At 60.4% G+C, this 25,644-nt stretch carries 31 protein-coding genes; 17 read left to right on the top strand and 14 right to left on the bottom strand.

The window, feature by feature from the left end; genetic code table 11:
* Positions 1-14 precede the first annotated feature (14 nt).
* Positions 15-449 (top strand): DoxX family protein, encoded by a 435-nt coding sequence (locus AC1Z1G_RS18415; protein ID WP_483621568.1) that lies wholly within the window; start codon positions 15-17, stop codon positions 447-449.
* 248 nt (positions 450-697) lie between these two features.
* Positions 698-1,006 (top strand): class I SAM-dependent methyltransferase, encoded by a 309-nt coding sequence (locus tag AC1Z1G_RS18410; RefSeq protein ID WP_347901319.1) that lies wholly within the window; start codon positions 698-700, stop codon positions 1,004-1,006.
* A 14-nt stretch (positions 1,007-1,020) separates the two neighbouring features.
* On the opposite strand, the gene greB is transcribed toward AC1Z1G_RS18410, so the two are convergent.
* Genes greB through AC1Z1G_RS18395 form a run of 3 tightly spaced genes read right to left on the bottom strand, consistent with a single transcriptional unit; the run spans position 1,021 to position 4,740 of the window.
* Positions 1,021-1,518 carry a transcription elongation factor GreB gene (gene greB, locus AC1Z1G_RS18405; protein WP_347901317.1) on the bottom strand — a complete coding sequence of 166 codons (498 nt, stop codon included), beginning with the start codon at positions 1,516-1,518 and terminating at the stop codon, positions 1,021-1,023.
* A 34-nt stretch (positions 1,519-1,552) separates the two neighbouring features.
* Entirely contained in the window at positions 1,553-4,057 is a 2,505-nt protein-coding gene (locus AC1Z1G_RS18400) for an ABC transporter permease (protein ID WP_483621565.1), read from the bottom strand.
* On the bottom strand, positions 4,057-4,740 hold the full coding sequence (locus AC1Z1G_RS18395; RefSeq protein WP_483621563.1) for an ABC transporter ATP-binding protein: 684 nt from the start codon (positions 4,738-4,740) through the stop codon (positions 4,057-4,059). The genes AC1Z1G_RS18400 and AC1Z1G_RS18395 overlap by 1 nt, the downstream gene beginning before the upstream one ends.
* Before the next feature lie 10 nt (positions 4,741-4,750).
* On the opposite strand from AC1Z1G_RS18395, the gene AC1Z1G_RS18390 reads away from it, so the two are divergent.
* From AC1Z1G_RS18390 to AC1Z1G_RS18380, 3 genes are all read left to right on the top strand, one after another.
* Positions 4,751-5,356 (top strand): arylesterase, encoded by a 606-nt coding sequence (locus tag AC1Z1G_RS18390; protein WP_483621561.1) that lies wholly within the window; start codon positions 4,751-4,753, stop codon positions 5,354-5,356.
* 58 nt (positions 5,357-5,414) lie between these two features.
* Positions 5,415-5,708, top strand: a complete 294-nt coding sequence (locus AC1Z1G_RS18385) for a hypothetical protein (protein WP_347901311.1) — start codon at positions 5,415-5,417, stop codon at positions 5,706-5,708.
* Positions 5,709-5,805: 97 nt separating this feature from the next.
* Positions 5,806-6,771, top strand: a complete 966-nt coding sequence (locus AC1Z1G_RS18380; protein ID WP_483621559.1) for a L,D-transpeptidase family protein — start codon at positions 5,806-5,808, stop codon at positions 6,769-6,771.
* Between the two features lie 125 nt (positions 6,772-6,896).
* Here AC1Z1G_RS18380 and oprI read toward each other — a convergent pair whose 3' ends face one another.
* A complete protein-coding gene (gene oprI, locus AC1Z1G_RS18375; RefSeq protein WP_003183784.1) occupies positions 6,897-7,148 on the bottom strand; it encodes an outer membrane lipoprotei OprI in 252 nt (83 codons plus the stop codon).
* 611 nt (positions 7,149-7,759) lie between these two features.
* On the opposite strand from oprI, the gene AC1Z1G_RS18370 reads away from it, so the two are divergent.
* Positions 7,760-8,041, top strand: coding sequence for a GNAT family N-acetyltransferase (locus tag AC1Z1G_RS18370; protein WP_093422070.1), 282 nt, complete (start codon positions 7,760-7,762; stop codon positions 8,039-8,041).
* A 65-nt stretch (positions 8,042-8,106) separates the two neighbouring features.
* Here AC1Z1G_RS18370 and AC1Z1G_RS18365 read toward each other — a convergent pair whose 3' ends face one another.
* Positions 8,107-9,183, bottom strand: a complete 1,077-nt coding sequence (locus AC1Z1G_RS18365) for a 3-deoxy-7-phosphoheptulonate synthase (protein WP_483621557.1) — start codon at positions 9,181-9,183, stop codon at positions 8,107-8,109.
* A gap of 132 nt (positions 9,184-9,315) precedes the next feature.
* Positions 9,316-9,759: a PilZ domain-containing protein gene (locus tag AC1Z1G_RS18360; RefSeq protein ID WP_483621555.1), complete on the bottom strand. Its 444-nt coding sequence runs from the start codon at positions 9,757-9,759 to the stop codon at positions 9,316-9,318.
* On the opposite strand from AC1Z1G_RS18360, the gene AC1Z1G_RS18355 reads away from it, so the two are divergent.
* From AC1Z1G_RS18355 to cysB, 5 genes are all read left to right on the top strand, one after another.
* Positions 9,758-10,144, top strand: a complete 387-nt coding sequence (locus AC1Z1G_RS18355) for a thioredoxin family protein (RefSeq protein ID WP_483621553.1) — start codon at positions 9,758-9,760, stop codon at positions 10,142-10,144. The two genes, AC1Z1G_RS18360 and AC1Z1G_RS18355, sit on opposite strands and share 2 nt — an antisense overlap.
* Positions 10,141-11,103, top strand: a complete 963-nt coding sequence (locus AC1Z1G_RS18350; RefSeq protein ID WP_483621551.1) for a putative 2-dehydropantoate 2-reductase — start codon at positions 10,141-10,143, stop codon at positions 11,101-11,103. Before AC1Z1G_RS18355 ends, AC1Z1G_RS18350 begins: the two co-directional genes overlap by 4 nt.
* Before the next feature lie 24 nt (positions 11,104-11,127).
* Positions 11,128-12,033, top strand: coding sequence for a 5'-nucleotidase (locus tag AC1Z1G_RS18345; RefSeq protein WP_483621549.1), 906 nt, complete (start codon positions 11,128-11,130; stop codon positions 12,031-12,033).
* An 83-nt stretch (positions 12,034-12,116) separates the two neighbouring features.
* A complete protein-coding gene (locus AC1Z1G_RS18340) occupies positions 12,117-12,617 on the top strand; it encodes a universal stress protein (protein WP_483621547.1) in 501 nt (166 codons plus the stop codon).
* A gap of 113 nt (positions 12,618-12,730) precedes the next feature.
* On the top strand, positions 12,731-13,705 hold the full coding sequence (gene cysB / locus AC1Z1G_RS18335) for an HTH-type transcriptional regulator CysB (protein WP_123342067.1): 975 nt from the start codon (positions 12,731-12,733) through the stop codon (positions 13,703-13,705).
* Here the strand turns inward: cysB and AC1Z1G_RS18330 are convergent.
* Both AC1Z1G_RS18330 and AC1Z1G_RS18325 read right to left on the bottom strand, forming a co-directional pair.
* On the bottom strand, positions 13,702-14,184 hold the full coding sequence (locus AC1Z1G_RS18330; protein WP_483621545.1) for a GreA/GreB family elongation factor: 483 nt from the start codon (positions 14,182-14,184) through the stop codon (positions 13,702-13,704). The genes cysB and AC1Z1G_RS18330 overlap by 4 nt on opposite strands.
* 2 nt (positions 14,185-14,186) lie before the next feature.
* Complete coding sequence (locus tag AC1Z1G_RS18325) at positions 14,187-14,582, bottom strand: hypothetical protein (RefSeq protein ID WP_483621544.1); 396 nt, start codon at positions 14,580-14,582, stop codon at positions 14,187-14,189.
* 121 nt (positions 14,583-14,703) lie between these two features.
* On the opposite strand from AC1Z1G_RS18325, the gene earP reads away from it, so the two are divergent.
* Positions 14,704-15,837, top strand: a complete 1,134-nt coding sequence (earP, locus tag AC1Z1G_RS18320; RefSeq protein WP_483621543.1) for an elongation factor P maturation arginine rhamnosyltransferase EarP — start codon at positions 14,704-14,706, stop codon at positions 15,835-15,837.
* Positions 15,838-15,885: 48 nt separating this feature from the next.
* Entirely contained in the window at positions 15,886-16,455 is a 570-nt protein-coding gene (locus AC1Z1G_RS18315) for an elongation factor P (protein WP_160388943.1), read from the top strand.
* Between the two features lie 76 nt (positions 16,456-16,531).
* On the opposite strand, the gene AC1Z1G_RS18310 is transcribed toward AC1Z1G_RS18315, so the two are convergent.
* The 3 genes from AC1Z1G_RS18310 to AC1Z1G_RS18300 form a co-directional block, all read right to left on the bottom strand.
* A complete protein-coding gene (locus tag AC1Z1G_RS18310; RefSeq protein WP_483621542.1) occupies positions 16,532-16,951 on the bottom strand; it encodes an organic hydroperoxide resistance protein in 420 nt (139 codons plus the stop codon).
* 291 nt (positions 16,952-17,242) lie between these two features.
* Positions 17,243-17,731, bottom strand: a complete 489-nt coding sequence (locus AC1Z1G_RS18305; RefSeq protein ID WP_483621540.1) for a MarR family winged helix-turn-helix transcriptional regulator — start codon at positions 17,729-17,731, stop codon at positions 17,243-17,245.
* A gap of 186 nt (positions 17,732-17,917) precedes the next feature.
* On the bottom strand, positions 17,918-18,874 hold the full coding sequence (locus AC1Z1G_RS18300; protein WP_483621539.1) for a LysR family transcriptional regulator: 957 nt from the start codon (positions 18,872-18,874) through the stop codon (positions 17,918-17,920).
* 106 nt (positions 18,875-18,980) lie between these two features.
* Between AC1Z1G_RS18300 and AC1Z1G_RS18295 the strand changes: the two genes are divergently transcribed.
* Positions 18,981-19,730 carry a sulfite exporter TauE/SafE family protein gene (locus tag AC1Z1G_RS18295; RefSeq protein WP_483621538.1) on the top strand — a complete coding sequence of 250 codons (750 nt, stop codon included), beginning with the start codon at positions 18,981-18,983 and terminating at the stop codon, positions 19,728-19,730.
* Here AC1Z1G_RS18295 and AC1Z1G_RS18290 read toward each other — a convergent pair.
* Positions 19,720-20,574, bottom strand: coding sequence for a LysR family transcriptional regulator (locus AC1Z1G_RS18290; protein ID WP_483627907.1), 855 nt, complete (start codon positions 20,572-20,574; stop codon positions 19,720-19,722). The genes AC1Z1G_RS18295 and AC1Z1G_RS18290 overlap by 11 nt on opposite strands.
* 97 nt (positions 20,575-20,671) lie before the next feature.
* On the opposite strand from AC1Z1G_RS18290, the gene AC1Z1G_RS18285 reads away from it, so the two are divergent.
* Positions 20,672-20,893, top strand: a complete 222-nt coding sequence (locus tag AC1Z1G_RS18285; protein WP_483621536.1) for a DUF1127 domain-containing protein — start codon at positions 20,672-20,674, stop codon at positions 20,891-20,893.
* 64 nt (positions 20,894-20,957) lie between these two features.
* Complete coding sequence (locus AC1Z1G_RS18280) at positions 20,958-22,187, top strand: winged helix-turn-helix domain-containing protein (protein ID WP_483621534.1); 1,230 nt, start codon at positions 20,958-20,960, stop codon at positions 22,185-22,187.
* A gap of 62 nt (positions 22,188-22,249) precedes the next feature.
* Here AC1Z1G_RS18280 and AC1Z1G_RS18275 read toward each other — a convergent pair whose 3' ends face one another.
* A complete protein-coding gene (locus AC1Z1G_RS18275) occupies positions 22,250-23,596 on the bottom strand; it encodes a class II 3-deoxy-7-phosphoheptulonate synthase (protein WP_483621532.1) in 1,347 nt (448 codons plus the stop codon).
* A gap of 156 nt (positions 23,597-23,752) precedes the next feature.
* Between AC1Z1G_RS18275 and AC1Z1G_RS18270 the strand changes: the two genes are divergently transcribed.
* Positions 23,753-24,508: a spermidine synthase gene (locus tag AC1Z1G_RS18270; RefSeq protein ID WP_483621531.1), complete on the top strand. Its 756-nt coding sequence runs from the start codon at positions 23,753-23,755 to the stop codon at positions 24,506-24,508.
* A 140-nt stretch (positions 24,509-24,648) separates the two neighbouring features.
* Here the strand turns inward: AC1Z1G_RS18270 and AC1Z1G_RS18265 are convergent, their stop codons facing one another.
* Entirely contained in the window at positions 24,649-25,440 is a 792-nt protein-coding gene (locus tag AC1Z1G_RS18265) for a crotonase/enoyl-CoA hydratase family protein (protein ID WP_483621529.1), read from the bottom strand.
* Between the last annotated feature and the right edge of the window lie 204 nt (positions 25,441-25,644).

The following is a 25,644-nucleotide window of genomic DNA, read 5'->3' as shown; positions in this document are numbered from 1 at the left end:
ACGGACGACACGGCATGAACACTCTGATCAACAAAGTACTTTTCACTCGCGCCGGTTACGGCCTGACGGTTTTGCGGATTTTTGTCGGCCTCATCTTCGCGGCCCACGGTTCGCAGAAGCTCTTCGGTCTGTTCGGTGGTTACGGGTTGGCTGGCACGGCTCAATACATGGAAAGTATTGGTCTGGCACCGGGTCACCTGATGGCCATGCTGGCCGGTGGCACTGAGTTCTTCGGCGGTCTGGCGCTGATCATCGGCCTGCTGGTGCGCCCGGCGGCACTGGGGCTGGCCTTCCTTTCCCTGGTCGCAATCTTCTCGGTGCACATCGGCAACGGTCTGTTCATGGCCAACAACGGTTATGAATTCGCCCTGGCCTTGCTCGGCGGTACGGTGGCCGTACTGATCGAGGGGGCCGGCAAATTGTCGGCGGATCGGGCCATCGCCGGTTAAGCGCTCTGGATCAAGCCAAAGGCCCGCATTGTGCGGGCCTTTTTCGTTGCGCGAGATTCTTGACACTGCCCTGTCGGCTTCTCTAGGATGCTGCTCATGCGCCGATTTAAACAGCTACTTGCGGGGCGCCAGGTGACTCATCGAGTTGCCGATAGAAGCCTGAAACAGGCTTCGAAATACCGCTAAAGCGCTGGTTCGGTGTTGCCTCTCACCTGCCATGCAGACTTTTGAGGCAGAGACACGACACGATGAATGCACTACGCCCCCCAGTACGCCCGGCGCCGATCACGGCCCACCTCACCCAGCGCAATCCAAAAATCCTGCTTGGCGGTAAACATCAGCCGACGCTTCTGCGTTACCTCGATGGCTGGCCACGTCGCACAGGCGGCCCCGCAGCTTTCCTGATTCAGTTTGTCGAAGATGGCGAATCACTGGCGCGCTTTGCCAGCGACAGTTTCGATCTGGCGGTCATTCAGGCGCCCAGCGCCGAGGACGCGGTCGAGGTCATCCGGCAACTTACCCGTGTTGCTCGCCAAGGCTTGATTACCCGCCGCTGAGGCTTGGCCGAGGCTCAGGGATAGTCGATTGCGACGATGTACACGAACTGTTCGCCGGTGGGCGTCTGGACCCGAACTTCGGCGTCCAGCGTCTTGCCGATGAGGGCGCGGGCGAGCGGTGAGTCGATGCTGATCAGGCCCAGCTTGAGGTCCAGTTCATCCGGGCCGACGATGCGATAGCGTGACTCTTTGCCATCCTCGTCTTCAATCGTCACCCAGGCACCGAAGTAGACCTTGTTCGGGTCGCTGGGTTTTTCGCTGACGACCTTCAGTGCTTCCAGCCGTTTGGTCAGGAACCGCACGCGGCTGTCGATCTCGCGCAGCATCTTTTTGCCGTAGGTGTACTCGGCGTTTTCCGAGCGGTCGCCCTGCGCCGCAGCTTCGCTGACCGACTGTGTGACTTGCGGGCGGCGCACATGCCAGAGTTCATGGAACTCGGCACGCATCCGCGCTTCGCCTTCAGGCGTGATGAGGGCGGTGCCAGCGGTGCGGGGAGGGCGATAGCGGCTCATTGCTGCTTCTTCTGGTTGAGAGAATGTGAGTCTATCAACCCTCGCGCAACACTGTCAGTGGGCTGGCATTCAGCGCCCGGCGAGTGCCGAACACACCGGCGCCACCAATCAGCAGCGCACCGATGACCGGCAGCACCAGCAGCCACGGATGTGGGTGCCAGGTCAGGTCGAATGCGTAGCGGTAAAGCACCAGGCTGATCAGCTCCGTCCCGAGGGCCGCGAGGAGGCCGCTGACAGCACCCAGCAAACCGAATTCGATCCTTCGTGCCTTCACCAGCAATCGCCGTTCCGCGCCCAGGGCCCGCAGCAATGCCCCTTGGCGAATCCGCTCGTCCAGGGTGGCCTGCAAGCCGGAAAACAACACCGCCATGCCGGCGGCCAAAACAAACAACAACACATACTCCACGGCCAGGGTGACCTGGGCGAGGATGCTGCGCAGTTGCTCCAGCAAGGCGTCGATCTGCAGGATGGTCACTGCCGGGAATGCCCGGGACAACTCGACAATCTGCTGATCGTGACCGGCCGCCAGATAGAAGCTGGTCAGGTACGTCGCCGGCAGGTCCTTGAGGGTGCCGGGCTGGAAAATCATGAAGAAGTTTGGCTGGAAGTTATCCCAGTTGATGTCCCGCAGGCTGGTGACTCGTGCTTCACGGTTGGCACCGCCGACAGTGAAGACCAAGTGATCGCCGAGCTTGAGTTTCAGGCTTTGCGCAACCTTGGCTTCAACCGAAACCCCTGGAATGTCGCCGCTTGGCTGCTGCGTCCACCAGGCACCCGCCGTGAGTGTATTGCCGGACGGCAAGTCGGCGGCCCAGGTCAGGCTCAAGTCGCGCTGAACCGCGCGATCACCGCTGGAGTCCTTGCTGACGATACCTTGCACCGGTTCGCCATTGATGCTGACCAGCCGTCCCGGTACGACCGGGTACAAGGGCGCCGATTGGGCGGAGAGGCTGATCAGGTGATCAGTGAAGGCTTGTTTGTCGGCTGGCAGGATGTTGAGCGCGAAGTAATTGGGTGCATCTTTCGGTAACTGGTTTTTCCAGGTGTCGAGCAACTCGCCGCGCAGCAGGGCGATCAGGGCCATCGACAGCAGAATCAACCCGAACGCCAGGGACTGGCCCGCCGCAGCCAGCGGGTGGCGCAACAGTTGGCCCAGGCCCAGGCGCCATGGCAACGAGGCGCGTGCCAATAAGCGACGCAGGCTTTGCAGCGCCAGCAGCAACAGGCCGCCAAGGACCACGGCGGCAATCACACCGCCGCCGAGCAGGGCGAAGGTCAGCACCAGGTCCAGGCTCAAGCGCCACATGATCAGCCCGAGTGCGGCCAACGCGGCGCCATAGATCAGCCAACTGCTGGACGGGATGGGCAGCATGTCACGACGCAGCACGCGCAGGGGCGGAACCCGCCCCAGAGCAGCCAGCGGCGGCAGGGCGAAACCTGCCAGTGCGACCAGCCCGGTGCCGATCCCGGCGATGGCAGGCAGCAGGCCACCGGGTGGCACCGCAGTCGGCAGCAGGTCGTGCAGCAGGGCAAACAATCCAAGCTGCGCCAGCCAGCCGAGAAGGGCGCCGCTTAAACTCGCCATCAGGCCCAGCGCGGCAAGTTGCAGACTGAACAGCAGCATGGTTTCCCGTCGGGACAAACCCAGGCAGCGCAACAGGGCGCTGGCGTCGAAGCGTCGCGTTGCAAAGCGGTTGGCCGAGAGTGCCACTGCCACGCCGCTCAACAGCACGGCGACCAGGCTGGCCATGTTCAGGTAGCGCTCGGCCTTGCCCAGTGCGCCACCGATCTGTCGGTTGCCGTCGCGCGAGTCTTGCAGTCGCTGGTTGGCCGCGAGGCCCGGCTTGATCAGCTCGCGATAGGTTTCCAGCGCAGGGGCTGCGCCGCGCCACAGTTCGCGGTAGCTGACCCGGCTGCCGGGCTGCACGACGCCTGTCGCTGAAAGGTCTGACAGGTTGATCAGTACCCGGGGTGTGAGGCTGTAGAAGTTGCCGGCGCGATCCGGTTCATAGGTCAGCACCCGTGCCAGTCGCAAGGTTTTCATGCCGACGTCGATGCTGTCGCCGATCTTCAGGTTCAGCGCCGTCAGCAGACGCGCCTCGGCCCAGGCTTCGCCGGGCTGGGGGCCGCCGCCGGATACTTCTGGCGCAAAGGGTGCGGCGGCGCTTTTCAATTCGCCGCGCAGTGGATACACCTCGTCAGCGGCCTTGATGCTCGACAACTGGATACCGTTGTCGGTGGCAATGACGCTGGAGAATTCGACGACCTGGGCATGTTCAAGCCCCAGTTCGGTGCCGCTTCTGATCTGCTCCGGGCGTGCGGGTGAGCTGCCTTCGAGTTGCAGGTCGGCGCCGAGAAACTCGGTGGCGCGCAACAGCATGGCGCCATTGAGGCGGGCACCGAAGTAGCCGATGGCGGTGCTTGCCGCCACCGCCACCAGCAAGGCGAAGAACAACACCCGCAACTCACCGGCGCGGGCATCGCGCAGCAATTGACGCAGGGCAAGACTGAACAGACGCAACAGCGGCAACCGTGCCATCAAGGCTCCAGGGGGGCGACCAACAGGCCGGCTTCAAGGCGGATCAGGCGCCGGCAGCGATGTGCCAGGCGTTCGTCGTGAGTGACCAGCACCAGGGTCGTGCCGCTTTCCTGATTGAGTTCGAACAGCAGGTCGCTGATGTGCTCGCCGGTATGGGTGTCGAGGTTGCCGGTGGGTTCGTCGGCAAACAGCACATCGGGTTCGGCGGCAAAGGCCCGGGCAATTGCGACCCGCTGTTGTTCACCGCCAGAGAGCTGGCGCGGTGAGTGGCTCAGGCGTTGGCCCAGGCCGACGCGGCGCAGCAATTCAGTGGCACGTTCGCGGGCGTCTTTGCGGCCATCGAGTTCCAGCGGCAGCATGACGTTTTCCAGTGCATTGAGGCTGTCCAGCAATTGGAAAGACTGAAAGACAAAGCCGACATGCTCGGCGCGGATGCGCGCCCGCTGGTCTTCATCCAGTGTGCTCAGGGCCTGGCCCGCGAGGACGACTTCGCCGCTGCTCGGCAGGTCGAGACCGGCCAACAGGCCCAGCAAGGTGGATTTGCCGGAACCGGAAGCGCCAATAATGGCCAGGCTGTCGCCCTTGTTCAGTTCCAGGCTGAGTTGGTGCAGGATGGTCAGTTCACCTTCCGCGCTGGGAACCACTTTGCTAAGGTTCCGCGCAGTGAGAATGCTTGCGCCCATGGAGAGTCCGATGCGTGTGTGGTTTTTGAGTGCTGGCCTGGCCTTGATGTGTATGGCCCAGAGCGCAGCGGCGGGTACAGTCCTGATCGTTGGCGATAGTATCAGCGCGGGTTTCGGGCTGGATACCCGCTTGGGGTGGGTATCGTTGCTTGAGCAACGGCTCAAGCACGAGGGATTCACCGATCAGGTGGTCAACGCGTCCATCAGCGGCGACACCAGCGCAGGCGGTCAGGCGCGGCTGCCGGCGCTGCTTGTGGAGCATAAGCCAGCGCTGGTTATCCTTGAGCTGGGAGGCAACGACGGGTTGCGCGGTCAGTTGCCAACGCAATTGCAACAAAATCTTGCATCGATGATCGACAACTCCCGCGCCAGTGGGGCGAAGGTGCTGTTGCTGGGCATGCAGTTGCCGCCCAACTACGGGGTTCGTTACACCAAGGCATTTGCCGAGGTTTACAGCACTCTGGCCGAGCAGAAAAACGTGCCGCTGGTGCCGTTTTTTCTTGAGGGTATTGGCGGCCATCCCGAGTTGATGCAGGCCGACGGGCTGCACCCGACCGCTGCCGCTCAGGGCCAGTTGCTGGAAAATGTCTGGCCGACACTAAAACCGCTGCTTTGACGCTTTTCTAGTGGCAGTCTTTCGGCTAAGGTGGCGCCCCCCCGATTTGGAGCCCCCGATGCCGCGTTCTGCCTGGTCCCTGTTTGCCTATCAACTGATCGAGCCTGACGAGCAGCTGGATCTGTTCGCCTGCCAGGAAGTCCGGGTGCATCTGGTGACGCGTCAACTGGAGCTCGGCGGTTCGGCCGACCGTACGTTGTGTGGCACCTTGCTGCCGGCTCAGCCGCGCTGGTCGAGTGTCGACCGGACGATCTTCCAGGACCAACGCCTGTGTTCGCTGTGTCGTGCGATCCTTGAATCGCAAAAGCGCGGCACCTCGCCGATCTGGCCGGAACTGCGCTTCGAGCTTTGACAGCGGGCGCGCGCGTCCATCTGCTGCCTCCCCGATTCCGCAGGCGGCGGTGTACAATCGCGTTTTTTACCCGTTAATCATGCGAAGGATTTTCCGGATGTTGCCGCGTTTTCCTGCCGTCACCCGCTGCCTGTCTCTTGCTGCCTTGTGCGTGGCAGGTCCCGTTGCCGCACTGGAGTTGCCTCTACCGCCACCAGGCGAAGACATTGTCGGTCAGGTGCAAGTGATCAAAGCCAAGTACGAAGACACCTTCGCTGACCTGGGCACCACTTACGATCTGGGCTATCTGGAAATGGTCGCGGCCAACCCCGGTGTCGATCCGTGGCTGCCGGGTGCTGGCACTGAAGTGGTGTTGCCGACCCGCTTCATTCTGCCGCCGGGCCCGCGCGAAGGCATCGTGATCAACCTGGCCGAGTATCGTTTGTATTACTACCCAAAAGGCCGGAGCGTGGTGTACACCTTCCCGCTGGGTATCGGTCGTGAGGGCTGGGGGTCGCCCATTGCGCACACCAGCATCGTCGCCAAAACCCCGAACCCGACGTGGACGCCTCCGGCTTCGATCAAGGCCGAGCACGCCGCCGATGGCGATCCGCTGCCGAACGTTGTGCCGGCAGGCCCGGACAATCCCCTGGGGCCGTTCAAGTTCACCCTGGGGACGCCGGGTTACCTGATACACGGTTCGAACAAAAAATTTGGCATCGGCATGCGCACCAGCCATGGCTGCTTCCGTATGTTCAACAACAACGTGCTGGAAATGGCGGGCATGGTGCCGGTGGGCACGTCGGTGCGCATCCTTAACGACCCGTACAAATTCGGCGTCAGCGGTGGCAAGGTTTACCTTGAGGCGCATACGCCGCTGGACGACAAGGGCAACCCGTCGGTGGTCGACAAACACACTGCTGTCATCAACGCCATGCTCAAGCGCGAAGACATCACCAGCAACTTGCGCATGAACTGGGATGTGGTGCGCGATGTGGTCGCCGCAGAAGATGGCCTGCCGGTAGAAATCGCCGTGCCGGGTACGGCGCCAGTGGTTTCGGCGGCACCCGTAGAACTGCAGTAGTCACCGCTCAAAAAATACCGCCGAGGCAGTCATGCCCCGGCGGTTTTTTTTGACCGACAGAAACGCCGGGCAAAAAAAAGCCGACCCAAGTAATGGATCGGCTTGATAACAATCCCGAAGGACTATTACTTGCGGCTAGCTTTTTCCAGCATGCGCAGAGCACGCTCGTTAGCTTCGTCAGCAGTCTGCTGTGCTTTTTGAGCAGCAGCCAGAGCTTCATCAGCTTTACGGTACGCTTCGTCTGCACGAGCTTGGGAGCGAGCTGCTGCGTCTTCAGTTGCAGTCAGACGAGCTTCGGTTTCTTTGGAGGCGCTGCTGCAACCGGTAGCCAGAACTGCGGCCAAGGCCAGAGCAGAGAATTTCAGAACGTTGTTCATCGTGTTCCCCTTCAAGGACTTTCTATTAATGGCTATCTCTTCAGAGTGAGGAAATAGCCGGCGTACATACTACCCATTACTTGTAGTAAGTAAACTGACGTAGCGCAAGATGCAAAAAAAATTGTAGGCGTTGAATCTTTTCCGGGCAACTTTTCAGTGTGCTGTCTAAAAAATATTCAGTTGTGAACCCCGTTCTGAGTGCGCTGCCGGATACCCGAGGCTAGTTGCTGATAGTGCCTGAAGTCGATCTATATTGATTCGTCTACACTTTTGTTCAGATTCTGCGTAGCGCTTCACGTATCTTTGTCGAAGCAGAGGTGACTTTAACAAAGGGCGCTCGTCTTAAGTCTCAACATCCGGCAATGTTCAGGCTATCGACCGAGGGGAAAGTTCGGTCGGGCCACCTCCGTGTGACCCCGGGCTGCATCGGCATGACGAGCGCGTCTTGAGCATTTGCGCCAATGGCGCCTACTATTTGATACGTGCTCGGGTTACGCGAGATCAGTGCGGCTCTTCTCGGTGTCCAGTCAGGCACGGGGTGGCGTAGAGGTTCCTTCGCCGGAAAAACATCGGTAAGGTAGGGGTCAATTCAAGACCCGCGAGGAGTAGTGATGAGCGAGGCGTTGTCCATCCACCATGACCAGGCTGGTCATCAGTTCGAGACCAATGTGGACGGTCATCGTGCCTACCTGACCTATATGGACCTGGGTAAGCAAACCCTGGACATCTATCGCACGTTCGTGCCCAACGCGTTGCGTGGTCGAGGCATTGCCGCTGCGTTGACCGAGCAGGCGCTCGAGTACGCGGAGCAGATGGGGTACACCGTCATCCCTTCATGTTCCTACGTGGAGCGTTACATGGAGCGCCATCAGCGCCACGCCGCAAAGCTCTGATCAGGGTTACCGAACACAGTAAAACGCCGGGCTAAGCCCGGCGTTTTTGTGTGCGCTGAATGCGATCAGGTGCGATCACGTTTAGGCAGCACATCCTTGAGCTTGGCATGCATGCTGCGCAAGGTATTTTCAGTCGCCGACCAGTCGATGCAGGCATCCGTGATCGATACGCCGTATTGCAGCTCGGCGAGGTCTTTGGGGATGGCCTGGCAGCCCCAGTTCAGATGACTTTCGACCATCAGGCCGATGATCGACTGATTGCCTTCGAGGATCTGGTTGGCAACGTTCTCCATCACCAGCGGTTGCAGTGCCGGGTCCTTGTTGGAGTTGGCGTGGCTGCAATCGACCATGATGTTGGGCTTGATCTTCGCCTTGTTCAGCGCTTGCTCGCAGAGCGCGACGCTGACCGAATCGTAGTTCGGCTTGCCGTTGCCACCGCGCAGCACCACGTGACCGTAAGCGTTGCCCTTGGTGGTGACGATCGAGACGCCACCTTCCTGGTTGATGCCCAGAAAACGGTGAGGGCTGGAAACCGATTGCAGGGCGTTGATGGCAACCGTCAGGCCACCGTCGGTGCCGTTCTTGAAGCCGACGGCCGAGGACAGGCCCGAAGCCATTTCACGGTGGGTCTGGGATTCGGTGGTGCGTGCGCCAATGGCCGACCAGCTGATCAGGTCCTGCAAGTATTGCGGGGAGATCGGGTCCAGCGCTTCGGTGGCGGTTGGCAGGCCCATTTCCGCCAGGTCCAGCAGCAACTGACGACCGATGTGCAGACCGTCCTGGATCTTGAAGGAGTCGTCCAGGTACGGGTCGTTGATCAGGCCTTTCCAGCCGACGGTGGTACGCGGCTTCTCGAAATACACCCGCATGACCAGGTACAAGGTGTCGGACACTTCAGCGGCGAGGACCTTGAGGCGCTCGGCATATTCGTGTGCGGCCTTGATGTCGTGGATCGAGCAGGGCCCGATAACGACGAACAGGCGGTGGTCGGTGCCGTCCAGAATATTGCGAATCACTTCGCGACCCTTGGTCACGGTGCGCAGGGCGGCATCGCTCAGGGGAATATCACGCTTGAGCTGATCGGGAGTGATCAGGGTTTCGTTGGAGGCGACGTTTAGGTCATTGATCGGTAAATCAGCCATCGTGTTACTCGTCAGGTCACGGGTGCCGGCCGCCAGCGATCCCCGCGCGGCGGAGCACAGCAGATTTTAAGCGCGTCGGGGAGCAGAACCTTAGCGCGTTACCCTGTTGCTCGACAATGGGCAGGCGCGGGTTTAATCCAGCATGGGCTGCGTAAAAGCCTTGCTGACTGTGTCGTGGGAGAATTCGTCGGCGTGCTGCTGGACCCATTCGAGGGCCAGGACCTGGGCATCTTGCTGTTCAGCCTGGGGCTCGTGCAGGCGGCAGTAACGTTCGATCTGGCAGACCTGCTCGCCCATCCGGGCACTGAACAGGGTTTGCTCATCGATGAACGCGATGCCGACCAGATAGCTGTGCTTTCGTCGCAGGCACCAGGCCACATAGCCCAGATAACACACCGTTTCACTGAGGGTCGGCATGCGCACTTCCAGTGCCGTTCCCCTTCGCCAGGCGCGGTGGTAATTGCATGCCACGCCGCCGAGGCTGATAGTGTGCAGCCGTTGTCGAGAAATACATTGATGCTTGAGCAGCGTTAACTCGACGGGCACATCGTCAGGATGAGGAAGAAAGCGTCCCATGAATGCGGACTCCGGGTGTCGGTCAATCGACATTGTTTCCCCCAGTATAGTGGCCGAAATGCAACTGACCGATTTCGACGCCGATCAACGGTTGTTGGCGATGAGCGGTGTGTCACTGGTGATCTTCACGGGTGACGGTTGCGCCAGTTGCCGTTGGGCGCACCAGCACTTGCCGGGGCTGGACCTGGCAGTCGACCGTTTGTGCTGGATCGATGCCGGGCACAACGGTGGCGTGGTTGCGCGTTATGACGTGTTCCACTTGCCGGCACTGTTCGTGGTGCGCGACGGCGAATTTTATGGCGCCCTGCAAACACGCCTGACTCAATCCCGACTTAATGAAGCCGTCGCGCAAGCGCTTGCCCGACCCGCAGAGGAGTTGCCATGAACGATGCCGTTGTTTCCAGACCCACCATTGGCATGATCGGCACCGGGGCCATCGGCGGCTTTTACGGTGTGATGTTGGCGCGTGCCGGATTCGATGTGCACTTTCTGTTGCGCAGCGAGTTTTCTGCGGTCGCCGAGCGCGGCCTGAAACTCGAGAGTGCCGTGCACGGCTCGTTGAACCTGAACCCGGTGCAGGCGTACGCGTCGGCCCAGGACATGCCGCCCTGCGATTGGCTGCTGGTGGGCGCCAAAACCACCAGCAATGCCGAACTGGCACCGGCCATCATTCAGACAGCGGCCCGGGGCGCCAAAGTGCTGGTGCTGCAAAACGGCCTGGATGTCGAAGACAGCCTGCGCGCCTTGCTCCCCGACTCGCTGCACCTGCTGGGTGGCTTGTGTTTTATCTGTGTGCATCGCGCCGGTCCCGGCGTGATCGAGCACCAGGCATTGGGGGCGGTGAACGTCGGTTATCACAGTGGCCCGGCCCAGCATGATGAGTCGGCACGTCAGGCAATTGTCGAAGAAGGCGCGCAGTTGTTTCGCACCGCTGGTCTGGAGTCCCAGGCCATGGCCAACCTGCAGCAGGCGCGCTGGCAAAAACTGGTCTGGAATGTTCCCTACAACGGGTTGTCGGTGTTGCTCGGTGCGAGTACCACGCCGTTGATGGCAGATACCGACAGCCGCGCGTTGATTCAGGCGTTGATGGCTGAAGTGGTGCAGGGCGCTCAGGCCTGTGGTTATGAGTTACCCGTCGGGTACGCCGAGCACCTGTTCAAGATGACCGAACGCATGCCCGATTACTGGCCGAGCATGTACCACGACTTCGTGCACAAACGGCCGCTGGAACTGACGGCGATCTACGCCCGTCCCCTGGCTGCGGCCAAGACCCACGGTTGCGAGTTACCAAAAATTGAAGCTTTGTATCAGGCGTTGAGCTTTATTGATCGGCGCAACGCCTGAGTCGATCTGTCGAGGGAGTATGAAATGGCAAAGGCGTTGACCGACAAACTGGTGCTGGCGATTTCGTCGCGGGCGCTGTTTGATTTGAGCGAGAGCCACAAGGTGTATCTGGCGAGCGGTGTCGAAGCCTATCGGCAGTATCAGATCGAACACGAGGACGAGGTTCTTGCGCCGGGTGACGCGTTTCCCTTGGTGCAAAAACTCCTGAACCTGAATGCCAGCCTCGGGCGAGCGAGGGTTGAAGTGGTGCTGGTTTCGCGCAACAGCGCCGACACCGGCCTGCGGGTTTTCAACTCGATTCACCATTATGGGCTGGCTATTTCCCGGGCGGCGTTTGTGGGTGGGCGCAGTCCGTATCCGTATCTGAAAGCCTTCGATTGTGACCTGTTTCTCTCCACTCACGCCGACGATGTGCGCAGTGCACTGGACGCAGGGTTTGCGGCCGCGACCATTTTGTCGGGGGGCGCGAGCCGTGCGGCCAGCGAAGAGTTGCGCATTGCCTTCGACGGTGACGCGGTGCTGTTCTCCGATGAGTCGGAGCGCATTTATCAGTCGGGAGGCCTTGAGGCTTTTCAGGCCAGTGAACGTGAGTCGGCCCGTGAGCCGTTGCGCGGCGGACCGTTCAGGGGCTTTCTGGAAGCCCTCAATTTGTTGCAACGCGAGTTCCCCGAGGATGCCTGTCCCATCCGCACGGCCCTGGTGACGGCCCGTTCGGCGCCGGCACATGAGCGGGTCATTCGCACATTGCGCAAGTGGGATATTCGTCTGGACGAGTCTCTTTTTCTCGGTGGTCTGCAGAAGTCGGCGTTCCTCGAAGCTTTCGCGGCCGACGTGTTTTTCGACGACCAGACCGGGCACTGCGAGCTCGCTCGCGAGGTGGTCGCGACCGGCCACGTCCCCCATGGCATCAGCAATGAACTGAAGGTTTAAGCCCCGTGGCGCGGGACGCCGAACTCGTCACGGCACTGCTAAGCTGAATCAATCTCCGCCATCTTGGCACCCGAGGAGGTCACATGATTCGTTCGATGTTGTACGCCACTGACCTCGGCCTGTACGCGCCTTATGTGATGCAGCATGCCTTGGCATTGGCGCGAACGTTCAAAGCCGACTTGTATGTGGTGCATGCCGTCGAACCCATGGGCTTGTTTGCCGAGTCGGTGCTGCAAAGCTACCTCGACGAACAAGCCTTGAGCGAGTTTCACAGTGAGGGGTTGAACACCGTGATGGCCAATATCGAGCAGCGGGTGCTCGACAGTTTTCGTGAAGAGTTGGGGGAGGGGCAGCAGGACCTGGCGCTGATTCAGTCGGTGAGGGTGTTCCAGGGCGATCCCTCGCAAGTGATTCTCGAGCAGGCGCAGAAACTCTCGGTGGATTTGTTGATCGTAGGAAGTCACAGCCATGGGGTGGGTGGGGAAACCCCGTTGGGGCGTACCGCGTCGCGGGTGCTGCAATTGGCCCAGGTACCGGTCTATCTGGTCCCGTTGGTGCAGCGTCGGCGTTACGGAGACAGTTGATGCATGAATACTGGCCTTTTGACAAAAAAGTTCTAGATTTATTATTCAAACCATTAATATAGTTATATACCGTCGCTGATGCCCGTGGCGTCTATCTGCTTTGAGGGATTCATATGAAGCTTCAACAATTGCGCTACATCTGGGAAGTGGCGCACCACGACCTCAACGTTTCGGCTACAGCCCAAAGCCTGTACACCTCGCAGCCGGGCATCAGCAAACAGATCCGTCTGCTGGAAGACGAGTTGGGGGTCGAGGTTTTTGCGCGCAGCGGCAAGCACCTGACCCGTGTTACCCCGGCCGGTGAGCGCATCATCACCACCGCGGGCGAGATTCTGCGCAAGGTTGAAAGCATCAAGCAAATCGCACAGGAATTCTCCAACGAGAAAAAAGGCACCCTGTCGATTGCCACCACGCACACCCAGGCACGTTATGCATTGCCGCCGGTGATCAGCAGCTTCATCAAGCAATACCCGGACGTTGCCTTGCACATGCACCAAGGCTCGCCGATGCAGATCGCCGAAATGGCCGCTGACGGCACCGTGGATTTCGCCATCGCCACCGAAGCGCTGGAACTGTTTGGCGACCTGGTGATGATGCCGTGCTATCGCTGGAACCGCTGCGTGGTCGTGCCTCAAGGTCACCCACTGACCAAGCTGCCGAAGCTGACCCTTGAAGCGCTCGCGGAATACCCGATCGTGACATACGTGTTCGGTTTTACCGGGCGTTCAAAACTCGACGAAGCGTTCAGCCACCGTGGCCTGACCCCGAAAGTGGTGTTCACCGCGGCCGACGCCGACGTCATCAAGACCTACGTGCGCTTGGGCCTGGGCGTGGGCATCGTGGCGAAAATGGCGGTGGACACCAAGCTCGATAACGACCTGGTGGTGCTCGACGCCAGTGAATTGTTCGAGTCCAGCGTGACCAAGATCGGTTTCCGTCGCGGCACTTTCCTGCGTGGCTTCATGTGCGACTTCATTGAGAAGTTTGCGCCGCACCTGACTCGCGAAGTCATGGCCAAAGCCATCCAGTGCCACAACAAGCAAGAGCTGGAAGAACTGTTCGACGGCGTTGAACTACCGGTTCACTAAACCACCTCGGTGACAGCGAACTGTTGCCGGGTGCCTGCCACGACAATCTCTACCTCGTCCCCCTCGAACTTGCCCAGCAGGCTTTTGCCCAGCGGAGAGCGAGGGGTGATGACGGTAATCAGTTGCCCCACCAGATACACCTTCAGCCCGGCCGCATCCGGCCCTAGAAACAGCCACTGCTGACGACCTTCATCGTCTTCCAGGCCCAGCAGCGTGCCGACCTGAATTCCCTGTTGCTCGTCGTAAGGTCGCAGGCTGAGGTTCTGGCACAGCGCCAGCGCTTGCCTGATTTCCTCCACGCGTTTGGCCTGGCCGGCCGCCAGGTACGAGGCCTCGAGGCCCAGGGTGTCGTACTTGTTTTCGGCGATGTTTTCTTCGTGGGTCGCGGTTTCGTAAGCGGTTTGGGCCGCTCGCTGAGCGACCTCCAGATCGGCCTGGAGTTTTTCGAGAATCAGTTGGTGGACGCTGTGCTTGTTCATGATCAATCGCAAAATTGCAGGACGTTGGCGCGGGATTTTTCGCTGGGGGCGGTCTGGTCCTGTTGCAGCCAGAACTGGCACTTGGCGTTGGACAGATTGCGCGGGTTGCTACGAGCCTGATCGAGGGTTTGCTGCTGCTCGTTCTTGCGCAGGTTTTCCTGGTACTGCTCGAACATCGGGTTGGGCACGACGGGCTCCACGACCGGGGGCTTGGCCAACTGCTGAACGGCTTCGGCTACGGGCGCCAGTTGCGGGGCGAACACAAAGCGGGCAGCCAGCCAGCAGGTCAGGGCGATGGCCAGGAATCCCAACCACAAACCCAAGGCAATGCTGACAGTCAACTGGACGGCATTGACGTTGATACGCAACGGGCGGCGTGGAGTCGAGCGGTACGGCATGGCGGCATCCTGCTGGAATGTGGGCAAGCGGCGATTGTCGCATGAAGATTAATCGGCGTCGGCCCTTCTGCACGCAACGATTTATGCGGACAATTGCAGCCTTTGTCTCATGGAGCCCGGAATGAAAGTCACCTGGGATATTTTCTGCACGGTTGTCGACAACTATGGCGACATCGGCGTGACGTGGCGCCTGGCCCGCCAATTGGTGGCCGAGCACTCGTATGGGGTTCGGTTGTGGGTCGACGATTTGCGGGCGTTCGAACGTCTGTGCCCTGAAATCGACATCGCGGCCAGCCAGCAATGGCAGCAGGGCGTTGAAGTACGTCAATGGCCGGCCGACTGGCAGCCGACGCCTGCGGCCGATGTGGTGATTGCGGCGTTCGCCTGCCAATTGCCCGCCGCCTATATGGAGGCGATGGCCGAACGCCCATGCGTTCCGCTGTGGCTGAACCTTGACTACCTGAGCGCCGAAGACTGGATCGTCGGCTGTCATGGCCTGCCCTCGGTGAAGTACAAACAGGTCCAGAAGTACTTTTTCTTCCCAGGCTTTCAGGCCGGTACCGGCGGCTTGTTGCGTGAGGGCGGATTGCTGGAACAGCGTAAGGCGTTTCAGCAGAGCCCTGCGCAGCAACAGGCGTTCCTGCAAGGGTTGGGGGTTGCTCCGGTAGCGGGCGCGCGGCTGATCTCGCTGTTTGCCTACGAGAATGCCGGGCTGGCCAGTTGGCTGGAGGTGCTGGCCGCAGAAGCGCGACCCACGCATTTGTTGGTGCCGGAGGGCAGGGTGTTGGGTGATGTCCAGGCCTGGCTCGGGTCCGAACCCTTGACCGTCGGCACCGTGCATGTGCGTAACAGCCTGACCGTGCAAGTGCTGCCGTTCGTCCGGCAAGACCAGTACGACCGCTTGTTGTGGTGCTGCGATTTCAACGCGGTACGCGGCGAAGACTCGTTCGTCCGGGCGCAATGGGCCGCTCGCCCCTTGCTGTGGCATATTTATCAGCAGGACGATGACGTCCATCTGGAGAAGCTCGACGCCTTTCTCGTGCTCTACACCCAAGGGCTTTCAGCTGCGGCCAGCGAGGCGTTGTGCGGTCTGTGGCGAGCGTGGAATACCGGCGGCGACATGGCCGAACACTGGCTGGAGGCGCAGGAACATTGGCCGGAACTGCAAAAACACGCCCAGGCATGGTGTCTGGAACAAGCCTTGCAGGCGGATCTTGCCGCAGCGCTGGTGCAGTTTTACCTAAATTGGATATGATACGCGGCCTAGATTTTTGTAAATCCCATCCAAATTCGGATATTCGCAATGAAAACTGGTAAAGAACTGAAACCCGGTACGGTGATCCGTCTCGAAAACGACCCTTGGCTGGTTCAGAAAGCTGAATTCACCAAGTCCGGTCGTAACAGCGCGATCATGAAGACCAAGCTGAAAAACCTGCTGACCGGTTACAAGACCGAGATCGTTTACAGCGCCGACGACAAACTGGACGACGTAATCCTCGACCGCAAAGAAGCGACCCTGTCCTTCATCAGCGGCGACACCTACACGTTCATGGACACCACTGACTACACCATGTACGAGCTGAACGCTGAGGACATCGAGTCTGTTCTGCCTTTCGTTGAAGAAGGCATGACCGATGTGTGCGAAGCGATCTTCTTCGAAGAGCGTCTGGTTTCCGTAGAACTGCCGACCACCATTGTGCGTCAGGTTGACTACACCGAAGGTTCCGCTCGCGGTGACACTTCCGGCAAGGTGATGAAGCCTGCCAAACTGAAGAACGGTACCGAGCTGTCGGTTGCTGACTTCATCGAAATCGGCGACATGATCGAGATCGATACCCGCGAAGGCGGCTCTTACAAAGGCCGTGCTAAATAAGCGCAGTTTTTGCAGGAAAGAGAAAGCCCGACCTTTGAGTCGGGCTTTTTTATGCGCGTCTGGAAAGTGCGGGCACTCAGACGGTGACGTGCAGGCGAACGTCCACGTTGCCGCGTGTGGCGTTGGAGTACGGGCAGACCTGGTGCGCGGCGTCGACCAGGGTTTGTGCGTCGTCCTGTTCCAGGCCTGGCAAGCTGACGTGCAGGTCGATGTCCAGACCAAAGCCGCCAGGAACCTGACCGATGCCGACATGGGCAGTGATCGCGGCGTCATCCGGGATTTTGCGTTTGGTCTGGCTGGCGACGAATTTCAGTGCGCCGATGAAGCAGGCCGAATAACCGGCTGCGAACAATTGCTCGGGATTGGTCGCAGCGCCGCCCGCACCGCCCAGTTCTTTGGGGGTAGCGAGTTTGACGTCGAGGATGTTGTCACTGGAAACGGCGCGGCCATCGCGGCCACCGGTGGCGGTTGCAACAGCGGTATAGAGAGTTTGCATGGTGTGAGCCTCATTCGCGGTTTATTTTTGCGCTAAAAGTTTGCGCGCTAAGTAAGTGCGAAATAAATGTAGTCTCGTAATATATTGCGCGCAAGATAAATTTTGAAAAAATTGGCGAAAGGCCGGCTGTCTGGTGAACACATGTGGCTGCAAGTACTGATCTAGAGCTGTTGCAGTGGGGGGTAATGGCAACAGATTTTTCGAGGCGGTGGAACTGACAAGCAAACAGGATCAGGGCACACATAGAAAATGTGGGAGCAAGCTCCCACGGGGGATTTCTGAGGGGGGCGATTAGAGGCTGTCTTGCAGGTGGCTGCGCAACACCAGCAGATCGGCTTGCAGCTTTTGCAGTTGCTCCAGGGTTTGGCCGCTGGCGCCGAGGATGCACTGCGGAATGTCACGGGCCTGGTCACGCAGGGCGCGGCCCTGTTCGGTGAGTTCGACGATGACCACGCGTTCGTCTTCACGGCTACGGGTGCGACTCAACAGGCCTTCGGCTTCCAGGCGTTTGAGCAGCGGCGTCAGAGAACCGGGATCAGTCAGCAGGCGCGTGCTGATTTCACCGACGGTCAACCCGTCCCGCTCCCACAGCACCATCATCGCCAGGTACTGCGGATACGTCAGGCCCAGCGCTTGCAATAGCGGTTTATAGACCTTGGTCATCAGCAGCGAGGTGGAGTGCAGGGCAAAGCACACCTGGTTGTCCAGCAGCAGGTGGTCGCAGGTGTCCGGGGGAGTGCTTTGGGTGGTCATATTCAGGCCTTGAACGGTGATCGTCATGAATCTAGGTTCTGTACGAAAACTGCCTGCGTGTCGATCATGCTGCGTTAAAAACAGGCTCGGAATGCTCATTTACAACCCGTAAACTCCGCTTCCTCGCCTGTTTTTGCCTTGCCTGATCGCCACTCGGCGACTTTTCGTACAGACCCTAGCGGGCGAGTGTTTAATGCGCCAGATAATTTTCGGTTATTGCCGAGCCAGGTCGCTTTGCAGCGCCAGGTCCCAGGGCGGTATCGGGCTGAAGCGGCTCTTGAGGTACTCCAGCAGCAAACGGCTGCGCGAGTTGATCTGTTGTTCGAGGCGCAGGGCGTAGATGCCGGTGGTTTCCGGTTTGGGCAGGCCGTTGTCGCAAAACAAGGGCAACAACTCGCCGCGCAGCAGGTATTCGCTGCACAGCCAGGTCGGCAGGTGGGCGATGCCCAGGCCGGCGAGGGCGCCGTAGAGCAAGGCTTCGGCATTGTTGGCGCTGAGGCGGATCCGTTGGGGGCGATGCAACTGCATCTGGCCGTCCAGCTCGAAACGCCAGGCGAAGGGCGGGGCCAGGCCATCCCAGTCGAGGCCGTCATGATGGTTCAGTTCGCTCGGTTGGCTCGGCACCCCTCGGCGCTTGAGGTAGGCGGGGCTGGCACACGCAATGCGCACCATGCTGGCCAGCGGCGTGGCCACCAGCCGGGTGTCGGCCATTTGCCCGGCGCGCAGTACCAGGTCGACCTTGCCCAGGTTCGACCCCTGCATGTCGACAAAACTGTCGATCAGGTGCAATTGCACGTCCAACCCTGGATAGGCCACCAGAAAGTCGGCAATCACCGGCGCCAGATGTCGCCGGCCGAACGCGGCCGGGGCGTCGATGCGAATCAGCCCTTCCGGGGCGCTGCTCAGGGACACGGCTTCGGCACGGGCCAGGCGCAACTCGGCAACGATGCGCCGCGCCCGTTCGGCAAATGCCAGGCCGGCCGGCGTGGCGCGCACTGCGTGAGTGCTGCGGATAAACAACTGGCTGCCGACAGCGCCTTCCAGGCTGTCGATGCGCCGGGCAACGGCCGAAGGCGTCAGCGGATGACGGCGGGAGGTCGCCGAGAAGCTACCGGTTTCCAGGACATCGAGGAACAGCCCCAACTGATCAGTGAGTACGTCTGGGTTCATGAGTGTCTGCTTATGCGAAAGGCGCACAGCCATTGTGCGGTGCTGTGCGTTTCCCCGCCAGTGTCGACTGCGTAGGATGCGGGGCTTGGCTGATGAGGAAATGTCTGTGATTGAGTTAGTCATGTATCTGGCGCTGGGCGCTGCGTTGGGCACGGTCGGTGGGTTGTTCGGGATTGGCGGCGGCTTGATCGCGATTCCGGTGCTCGGCGTGTTGTTCGGTCTGGATCAGCAAATCGCCCAAGGCACTGCATTGGTGATGGTGGTGCCGAACGTGATGCTGGCGCTGTGGCGTTATCACCAGCGCAACCGCATTGAACTGCGACACGCCTTGCCGCTGGCTTCGATGGGGTTCTGTTTTGCGTGGATCGGTTCGATCTGGGCGGTGGGCATTGATGCACGGGTGATGCGCATCGGCTTCGTGGCATTTTTGATCGCCTTGTCGGCCTACAACCTGGTGCGGATGTTCATGGCCAGTGCACCGGCTTCGGCGCAGATGCGTTATTCCTGGCCGTGGCTGGGTGTGCTCGGCGCGGCATCGGGCGCCATGGGCGGGCTGTTTGGTGTGGGCGGCGCGGTGGTTGCGACGCCGGTGCTGACCAGTTTGTTCGGCACCACGCAGGTGGTCGCTCAAGGCTTGTCGCTGGCGCTGGCGCTGCCGAGTACGGGCGTCACCCTGGTGACTTACGCGGCGCACCAGCAAGTGAGCTGGGGCATCGCACTGCCCCTGGCACTGGGTGGGCTGCTGAGTATCAGCTGGGGCGTGAAGATTGCCCACGCCCTGCCGGAACGCCTGCTGCGCGGTTTGTTCTGTGGTTTTCTGGTGCTTTGCGCAGTGATGCTCGCCTTTAAAGTTTGAAGCCGTCGACGATGTGCTCGGCCAGACACTCGGTGATCGGCGACGGGGCGTTCACGTTACGCACCAGCATGATGCTGGCTTCGGGCAGCACGGGCAGGCCCTCGGCTTCGCCCAGAATGCGCATGTCCGCAGGGATCAGGCTTTCCAGCTGTGCGGTGACGGCCAACCCGGCGCTGACCACGGCCATCAGTGCCGACAAACTCGAACTGTTGTAGGCAATGCGGTAGTCGCGGCCCAAGGCGTCCAGTGCGTTGCAGGCCCAGATCCGGCAGAAGCAATCGCCGTTGAACATCGCCAGGGGGATCGGCGATTGTTCAATTGGATTGAAGCACTGAGCCTGAGCCCAGACAAAACGCTCTTTGCGCAGCAACTGGCCGACTTCGCTGCCGGGTTCCCGGGTGACGATGGACAGGTCCAGGTCGCGGCGCAGTAGCAGTTGCTTTGATGGCTCGCAATGAACCTCGATCTGGATCAACGGGTACGCCTGAGCGAAGCGCGAGAGGATGCCCGGCAGGAAGCGCATCACGTAATCATCCGGTGTGCCGATGCGCACGATGCCGACCATGTGTGGCTCGCGCAGGGTGTTGAACACCTCGCTGTGCAGTTTCAGAATTCGCCGGGCATAACCGAGCAGCACCTGGCCCTCGGCGGTCAGCCGAACCTGGCGACCGTCTCGCTGAAACAGCTGGCGTTGCAGCACGTCTTCTTCCAGGCGTTTCATCTGCATGCTCACCGCCGACTGAGTGCGGTTCACCAGTTCGCCTGCACGGGTAAACCCGCCCTGGTCCGCGATAGCGACGAAGGTACGCAGCACTTCGGTATCGATACTCGGGTAGCTGCTCAATTCATCAATCTCCGAGATGTATTGCATAAGAAACATTCGTTGGATTGATCTTAGTCCCCGCGTGAGACTTGAGCCATCCACAACGGAGGGCAAGACGATGAAAGGTCAAAAAGGTTATGCACTGGCGCCCCGGTTTTTGTTTCGCGGTTTCTCACTGCGTCACGGGTGGGAGAAAATCAGCGGCTGGTACGAGGTTCATCGTGAGCGTGAGCTGCTGGCCAGTCTGAGCGACGAAGCCCTGAAGGACATGGGACTGAGCCGTGCCGATGTCGAGCATGAAGTCGTGCGCCCCTTCTGGGATGACCCGATGCACAAATGAGTACCGAGCCGCTACACAAGACGCTTCACACTGAGGTAGTTTGCGAGCAGACAAGGAGAAGCTCATGCCCGCACAACTGTCCTTATCCCTCAAACAGGCTCGGCGTCTGGCGCTGGCGGCCCAGGGTTTTTCCGGGCGCCAGCCGCCAGCGATGATCAAGCCCGCTCAGCTCAACCGCTTGATTGAACGCCTGGGCATTCTGCAAATCGATTCGGTCAACGCTCTGGTGCGCTCGCACTATTTGCCGTTGTTCTCTCGCCTCGGTCACTACTCCGCCGGTTTGCTCGATCAGGCCGCCTGGAGCCAGGGCCGGCAGCGCACGTTGTTCGAATATTGGGGGCATGAGGCGTCGCTGTTACCGTTGTCGATGTACCCGTTGATGCGCTGGCGCATGCAGCGAGCGGCGCAGGGCGACGGGATTTATCAGCAGTTGGCACGCTTCGGTCGTGAGCAGCCGGACACGATCCGTCGCGTATTGTCTTCGGTCGAGGAGCTAGGTGCGCTGGGCGCTGGCAGTTTATCGACCCGCCAGGAGCGTGCCGGCCCCTGGTGGGACTGGAGCGCGGAAAAGCATGCGCTGGAATGGTTATTCGCCGCGGGTGAAGTGACAGTGGCGGGGCGGCGCGGTTTCGAGCGTCTGTATGACTTGCCGGAGCGGGTGATTCCCGAATCGATTCTCCAGCAACCGCTGCTCGACGAGGCTGAGGCGCAACGCGGTTTACTGTTGCATACGGCGGGTGCGCTGGGCGTTGCTACCGAAAAGGATTTGCGCGACTACTTTCGTTTGAGCCTGGCGGAGTGCCGCAACGGACTGGCCGGGCTGGTGGAAAATGGCCAGTTGCTGACGTGCGAGGTGCAGGGCTGGAAATCGCCTGCGTACTGCCTGCCAAACCCCAAAGTGCCGCGCAAGGTCGAGGCCAGCGCGTTGCTGTCACCGTTTGATTCATTGATCTGGGAGCGCAGTCGGACCGAGCGGTTGTTCGACTTTCGCTATCGACTGGAAATCTACACGCCGCCCGACAAGCGGGTGTACGGCTATTACGTGTTGCCATTTTTGCACCACGAGCGAATTGCCGCGCGTGTTGATCTGCGGGCAGAGCGGGCGCTGGGAAGGTTGGCGGTGCATGCAGTGCATGAAGAAGAGCCGGGGCTGGATGAGGCGGGAATGATGGCCTTGGCAGTGAATTTGCGGCAGATGGCAGATTGGCTGGGGCTGGAACAGATTCAGCTCAATTGCCCAAGGGCCAGTGCGGCGCGGTTGCGGGTGGCATTGACGCAGATTGGCGGTGCCTGATCTGACGCCATCGCGAGCAAGCTCGCGATGGCGGTGTGTCAGTCAATCAAAGATTTAATGACTCAGCGCCGAACCTGCTTCAGGGTTTCAGCAATCAAAAACGCCAGTTCCAGCGACTGATCGGCATTCATCCGTGGGTCGCAGTGCGTGTGATAACGATCCGACAAGCCGTCTTCGGTAATCGGTCGTGCGCCGCCAATGCATTCAGTGACGTTCTGCCCGGTCATCTCGATGTGAATACCACCGGCATACGTGCCTTCGGCTTCGTGGACCTGGAAGAACTGCTTTACCTCGCCGAGGATCTGCGCAAAGTCGCGGGTCTTGTAGCCGCTGCTGGCCTTGATGGTGTTGCCGTGCATCGGGTCGGAACTCCAGAGCACCTTCTTGCCTTCGCGCTCCACGGCGCGGATCAGTTGCGGCAAATGGTCGCCGACCTTGTTGGCGCCCATGCGCGCGATCAGGTTCAGGCGGCCCGGGTCGTTGTCCGGGTTGAGCACGTCGATCAGGCGGATCAGGTCGTCGGGGTTCATGGTCGGGCCGACCTTGACCCCGATCGGGTTGTTCACCCCGCGCAGGAACTCGACGTGAGCCCCGTCCAGTTGACGGGTTCGGTCGCCGATCCACAGCATGTGGGCCGAGCAATCGTAGTAATCGTTGGTCAGGCTGTCGCGGCGCACGAAGGCTTCTTCGTAATTGAGCAGCAGCGCTTCGTGGGCGGTAAAGAATGTGGTTTCGCGCAATTGCGGCGAACTGTCCATGCCGCAGGCACGCATGAACGCCAGGGTTTCATCGATACGGTTGGCCAGGTGGCTGTACTTCTCGGCCAGGGCCGAGTTGGCGATGAAGTCCAGGTTCCACTTGTGCACTTGGTGCAGGTCGGCAAAGCCGCCCTGGGCAAAGGCGCGCAACAGGTTCAGGGTGGCGGTGGACTGGTGGTAGGACTGGAGCAGGCGTTCCGGGTCCGGTACGCGGCTCTTTTCGTCGAAGCCGATGCCGTTGACGATGTCGCCACGGTAGGCCGGCAGCGTCACGCCGTTGATGGTTTCGTCATTGGACGAGCGCGGCTTGGCGAATTGCCCGGCCATGCGCCCGACTTTGACCACCGGGCAAGCAGCGGCGAAGGTCATCACGATTGCCATTTGCAGCAGCACCTTGAAGGTGTCACGGATTTTCGCTGCCGAGAACTCGGCGAAGCTTTCCGCGCAATCGCCGCCCTGAAGCAAAAATGCCCGGCCCTGAGTCACCTCGGCAAACTGACGACGCAACTCCCGGGCTTCACCGGCAAATACCAGCGGCGGATAACTGGCCAGGCTTTGCTCGACAGCGTGCAGATGCGCCGCGTCAGGGTAGTGGGGTTGTTGCTGGATCGGCAGGGCGCGCCAGCTGTCAGGGCTCCAGGGTTGGTTCATCATGGACTCTAGTGTTTAACGGTCGGATAGGCATGTTAGCAGTAATTAATGCGTGACCTGTTCCCGTCGCTTCGCGGACAATCGCGCCTTTGCCGCACTGAGCGCCACGAATGATTGCGTTGCCGGGGATCGGCCCGACAACGACCAGGAGACGAAATGACTGAGGAGCGCGTCGAGCATCTGCTCGCCGAGGTGCACGATGAATTCGGCATGATTCGGGTGTTTGAAGTGGCGGATTACCGCTTTCTCGAATTTGGCGACGCCATCGAGCAAAGTTGCGTGTTCACCGCCGACCCGAGCTGGCTGGAGTACGACTACACCCGGGCCATGCTGATTGGCGCGCTGTGCCATGAGCAGCCTGAAAGTGCGCTGTTCCTCGGGCTGGGTGCCGGCACCCTGACCCAGGCGTGCCTCAAGTTCCTGCCGCTGGAAGACGTCGAAGCCATTGAGCTGCGCCCGGACGTTCCGCGCCTGGCCATCGAGTACCTGGGGCTGGACGACGATCCGCGTTTGTACATCCGCGTCGGCGATGCCCTGGAGTTGCTGGAGACAGCCGAACCGGCGGACCTGATCTTTGTCGACCTCTATACTGATGTGGGGCCGGGTGTAGGGCATCTGGCTTGGGGTTTCCTGGAAAACTGTCAGAAGCGCCTGAATCCGGGTGGCTGGCTGGTGATCAACCAGTGGGCGACCGATGATGGCAAGCCGCTGGGGGCAGCGTTGTTGCGCGGTCTTTACCACCGGCATTACTGGGAGCTGCCGGTGAAGGAGGGCAACGTGATTCTGATCGTGCCTTCCGAGCTCGATCAGGAACTGGACATGCAGGCATTGACTGCGCGAGCCGAAGCGTTGGCGCCGCGATTGGGTTACTCGTTGCAAGCGCTGATCAAGGCGATTCGCCCGGCGACATAAAGTCTGGCGGGCTTCTGTGGCGAGGGCGCTTGCTCCCGCTTGAGTGCTAAGCACTCACAAAATCTGCATGGATTGCCTGGATTTTGGGGTTGCTGCGCAGCCCAGCGGGAGCAAGCTCCCTCGCCACAAAAGCACAGCGGTCAGCAGCCTTTAAAGATTCCGGGGCGTTTCTCGATCATCGACCGCACGCCTTCCTTGGCATCTTCACTGGCCAGCAATTTCTTCACCAGCGGCGGCAGCTCTTGCGCTGCCACTGTTTCACCTTCAAGCCGCGCCTGGCGAGCGGACTGCAACGTCGCCTGAACCCCCAGCGGCGCCTGTTGGGCAATGCGCTCGGCCAGTTCGATTGCTCGCGGCAACAGGTCTTCACTGGCCATGACTTCCTGCACCAGCCCCAGGCGTAACGCTTCATGGGCGTCGAACTCATCACCGGTCAGCAACCAGCGCATGGCATTGCCCCAACCGGCAATCTGATGCAGACGCAGGGTGGCGCCGCCGAACGGAAAGATCCCGCGCTGGACTTCCATCTGGGCGAAGCGGGTGTTGCTGGCGCACAGGTTGATGTCGGCGGCGAGCATCAGTTCGATGCCGATGGTCAGGCAATAGCCCTGAGCCGCGACAATCACCGGTTTACTCACCCTGGGGCCGGCAAAGACACCCCACGGGTCGCAACCGCCAATCGGGGCTTGCCAGCCCTCGGCCAATGCGTCACTTACGTTCAACAGGTCCAGCCCGGCGGTGAAATGCTCACCATGGCCGAATACCACGGCCACACGGGCCTCGCTGTCGGCTTCGAATTCGCCATACGCCAGGCTCAGTTGATTGAGCAGGTCAAGGTCGAAAGCGTTGCGCTTGGCCACCCGGTCCAGGCCAATCAACAGGACATGTCCGCGCCGTTCGCGGCTGACTCGGCTGGAATCTGGCTGATTCATGGGGCATTTCCTCGTGGGCAAAGGAAGTCTCGGACCGAAGGTCGGCGCCTGAAAGGTGAACCGTTTAAGCCTGATGACCAACAGGGCCGGGCTTTTGAAAAATAGACGGCCGCACGATTATCCGCAAAACCTGTGACGCTCCTGTGTACACAGGTGTTTTCCGATAAAAAAAGCTCCCTTTTTTGGCGAATTCCGGTATAGTGC

The sequence above is a fragment of the Pseudomonas sp. JL27(2026) genome (assembly GCF_056933555.1).
Note: the sequence above shows the minus strand (reverse complement) of the source record. Positions and strands in the feature narration are given on the sequence as shown.

What these genes read in the sequence shown, in the direction of transcription:
- AC1Z1G_RS18415 (WP_483621568.1), top strand. Translation starts at nt 15, where the DNA reads ATGAACACTCTGATCAACAAAGTACTTTTCACTCGCGCCGGTTACGGC.
- AC1Z1G_RS18410 (WP_347901319.1), top strand. Translation starts at nt 698, where the DNA reads ATGAATGCACTACGCCCCCCAGTACGCCCGGCGCCGATCACGGCCCAC.
- greB (WP_347901317.1), bottom strand. Translation starts at nt 1,518, where the DNA reads ATGAGCCGCTATCGCCCTCCCCGCACCGCTGGCACCGCCCTCATCACG.
- AC1Z1G_RS18400 (WP_483621565.1), bottom strand. Translation starts at nt 4,057, where the DNA reads ATGGCACGGTTGCCGCTGTTGCGTCTGTTCAGTCTTGCCCTGCGTCAA.
- AC1Z1G_RS18395 (WP_483621563.1), bottom strand. Translation starts at nt 4,740, where the DNA reads ATGGGCGCAAGCATTCTCACTGCGCGGAACCTTAGCAAAGTGGTTCCC.
- AC1Z1G_RS18390 (WP_483621561.1), top strand. Translation starts at nt 4,751, where the DNA reads ATGCGTGTGTGGTTTTTGAGTGCTGGCCTGGCCTTGATGTGTATGGCC.
- AC1Z1G_RS18385 (WP_347901311.1), top strand. Translation starts at nt 5,415, where the DNA reads ATGCCGCGTTCTGCCTGGTCCCTGTTTGCCTATCAACTGATCGAGCCT.
- AC1Z1G_RS18380 (WP_483621559.1), top strand. Translation starts at nt 5,806, where the DNA reads ATGTTGCCGCGTTTTCCTGCCGTCACCCGCTGCCTGTCTCTTGCTGCC.
- oprI (WP_003183784.1), bottom strand. Translation starts at nt 7,148, where the DNA reads ATGAACAACGTTCTGAAATTCTCTGCTCTGGCCTTGGCCGCAGTTCTG.
- AC1Z1G_RS18370 (WP_093422070.1), top strand. Translation starts at nt 7,760, where the DNA reads ATGAGCGAGGCGTTGTCCATCCACCATGACCAGGCTGGTCATCAGTTC.
- AC1Z1G_RS18365 (WP_483621557.1), bottom strand. Translation starts at nt 9,183, where the DNA reads ATGGCTGATTTACCGATCAATGACCTAAACGTCGCCTCCAACGAAACC.
- AC1Z1G_RS18355 (WP_483621553.1), top strand. Translation starts at nt 9,758, where the DNA reads ATGAATGCGGACTCCGGGTGTCGGTCAATCGACATTGTTTCCCCCAGT.
- AC1Z1G_RS18360 (WP_483621555.1), bottom strand. Translation starts at nt 9,759, where the DNA reads ATGGGACGCTTTCTTCCTCATCCTGACGATGTGCCCGTCGAGTTAACG.
- AC1Z1G_RS18350 (WP_483621551.1), top strand. Translation starts at nt 10,141, where the DNA reads ATGAACGATGCCGTTGTTTCCAGACCCACCATTGGCATGATCGGCACC.
- AC1Z1G_RS18345 (WP_483621549.1), top strand. Translation starts at nt 11,128, where the DNA reads ATGGCAAAGGCGTTGACCGACAAACTGGTGCTGGCGATTTCGTCGCGG.
- AC1Z1G_RS18340 (WP_483621547.1), top strand. Translation starts at nt 12,117, where the DNA reads ATGATTCGTTCGATGTTGTACGCCACTGACCTCGGCCTGTACGCGCCT.
- cysB (WP_123342067.1), top strand. Translation starts at nt 12,731, where the DNA reads ATGAAGCTTCAACAATTGCGCTACATCTGGGAAGTGGCGCACCACGAC.
- AC1Z1G_RS18330 (WP_483621545.1), bottom strand. Translation starts at nt 14,184, where the DNA reads ATGAACAAGCACAGCGTCCACCAACTGATTCTCGAAAAACTCCAGGCC.
- AC1Z1G_RS18325 (WP_483621544.1), bottom strand. Translation starts at nt 14,582, where the DNA reads ATGCCGTACCGCTCGACTCCACGCCGCCCGTTGCGTATCAACGTCAAT.
- earP (WP_483621543.1), top strand. Translation starts at nt 14,704, where the DNA reads ATGAAAGTCACCTGGGATATTTTCTGCACGGTTGTCGACAACTATGGC.
- AC1Z1G_RS18315 (WP_160388943.1), top strand. Translation starts at nt 15,886, where the DNA reads ATGAAAACTGGTAAAGAACTGAAACCCGGTACGGTGATCCGTCTCGAA.
- AC1Z1G_RS18310 (WP_483621542.1), bottom strand. Translation starts at nt 16,951, where the DNA reads ATGCAAACTCTCTATACCGCTGTTGCAACCGCCACCGGTGGCCGCGAT.
- AC1Z1G_RS18305 (WP_483621540.1), bottom strand. Translation starts at nt 17,731, where the DNA reads ATGACGATCACCGTTCAAGGCCTGAATATGACCACCCAAAGCACTCCC.
- AC1Z1G_RS18300 (WP_483621539.1), bottom strand. Translation starts at nt 18,874, where the DNA reads ATGAACCCAGACGTACTCACTGATCAGTTGGGGCTGTTCCTCGATGTC.
- AC1Z1G_RS18285 (WP_483621536.1), top strand. Translation starts at nt 20,672, where the DNA reads ATGAAAGGTCAAAAAGGTTATGCACTGGCGCCCCGGTTTTTGTTTCGC.
- AC1Z1G_RS18280 (WP_483621534.1), top strand. Translation starts at nt 20,958, where the DNA reads ATGCCCGCACAACTGTCCTTATCCCTCAAACAGGCTCGGCGTCTGGCG.
- AC1Z1G_RS18275 (WP_483621532.1), bottom strand. Translation starts at nt 23,596, where the DNA reads ATGAACCAACCCTGGAGCCCTGACAGCTGGCGCGCCCTGCCGATCCAG.
- AC1Z1G_RS18270 (WP_483621531.1), top strand. Translation starts at nt 23,753, where the DNA reads ATGACTGAGGAGCGCGTCGAGCATCTGCTCGCCGAGGTGCACGATGAA.
- AC1Z1G_RS18265 (WP_483621529.1), bottom strand. Translation starts at nt 25,440, where the DNA reads ATGAATCAGCCAGATTCCAGCCGAGTCAGCCGCGAACGGCGCGGACAT.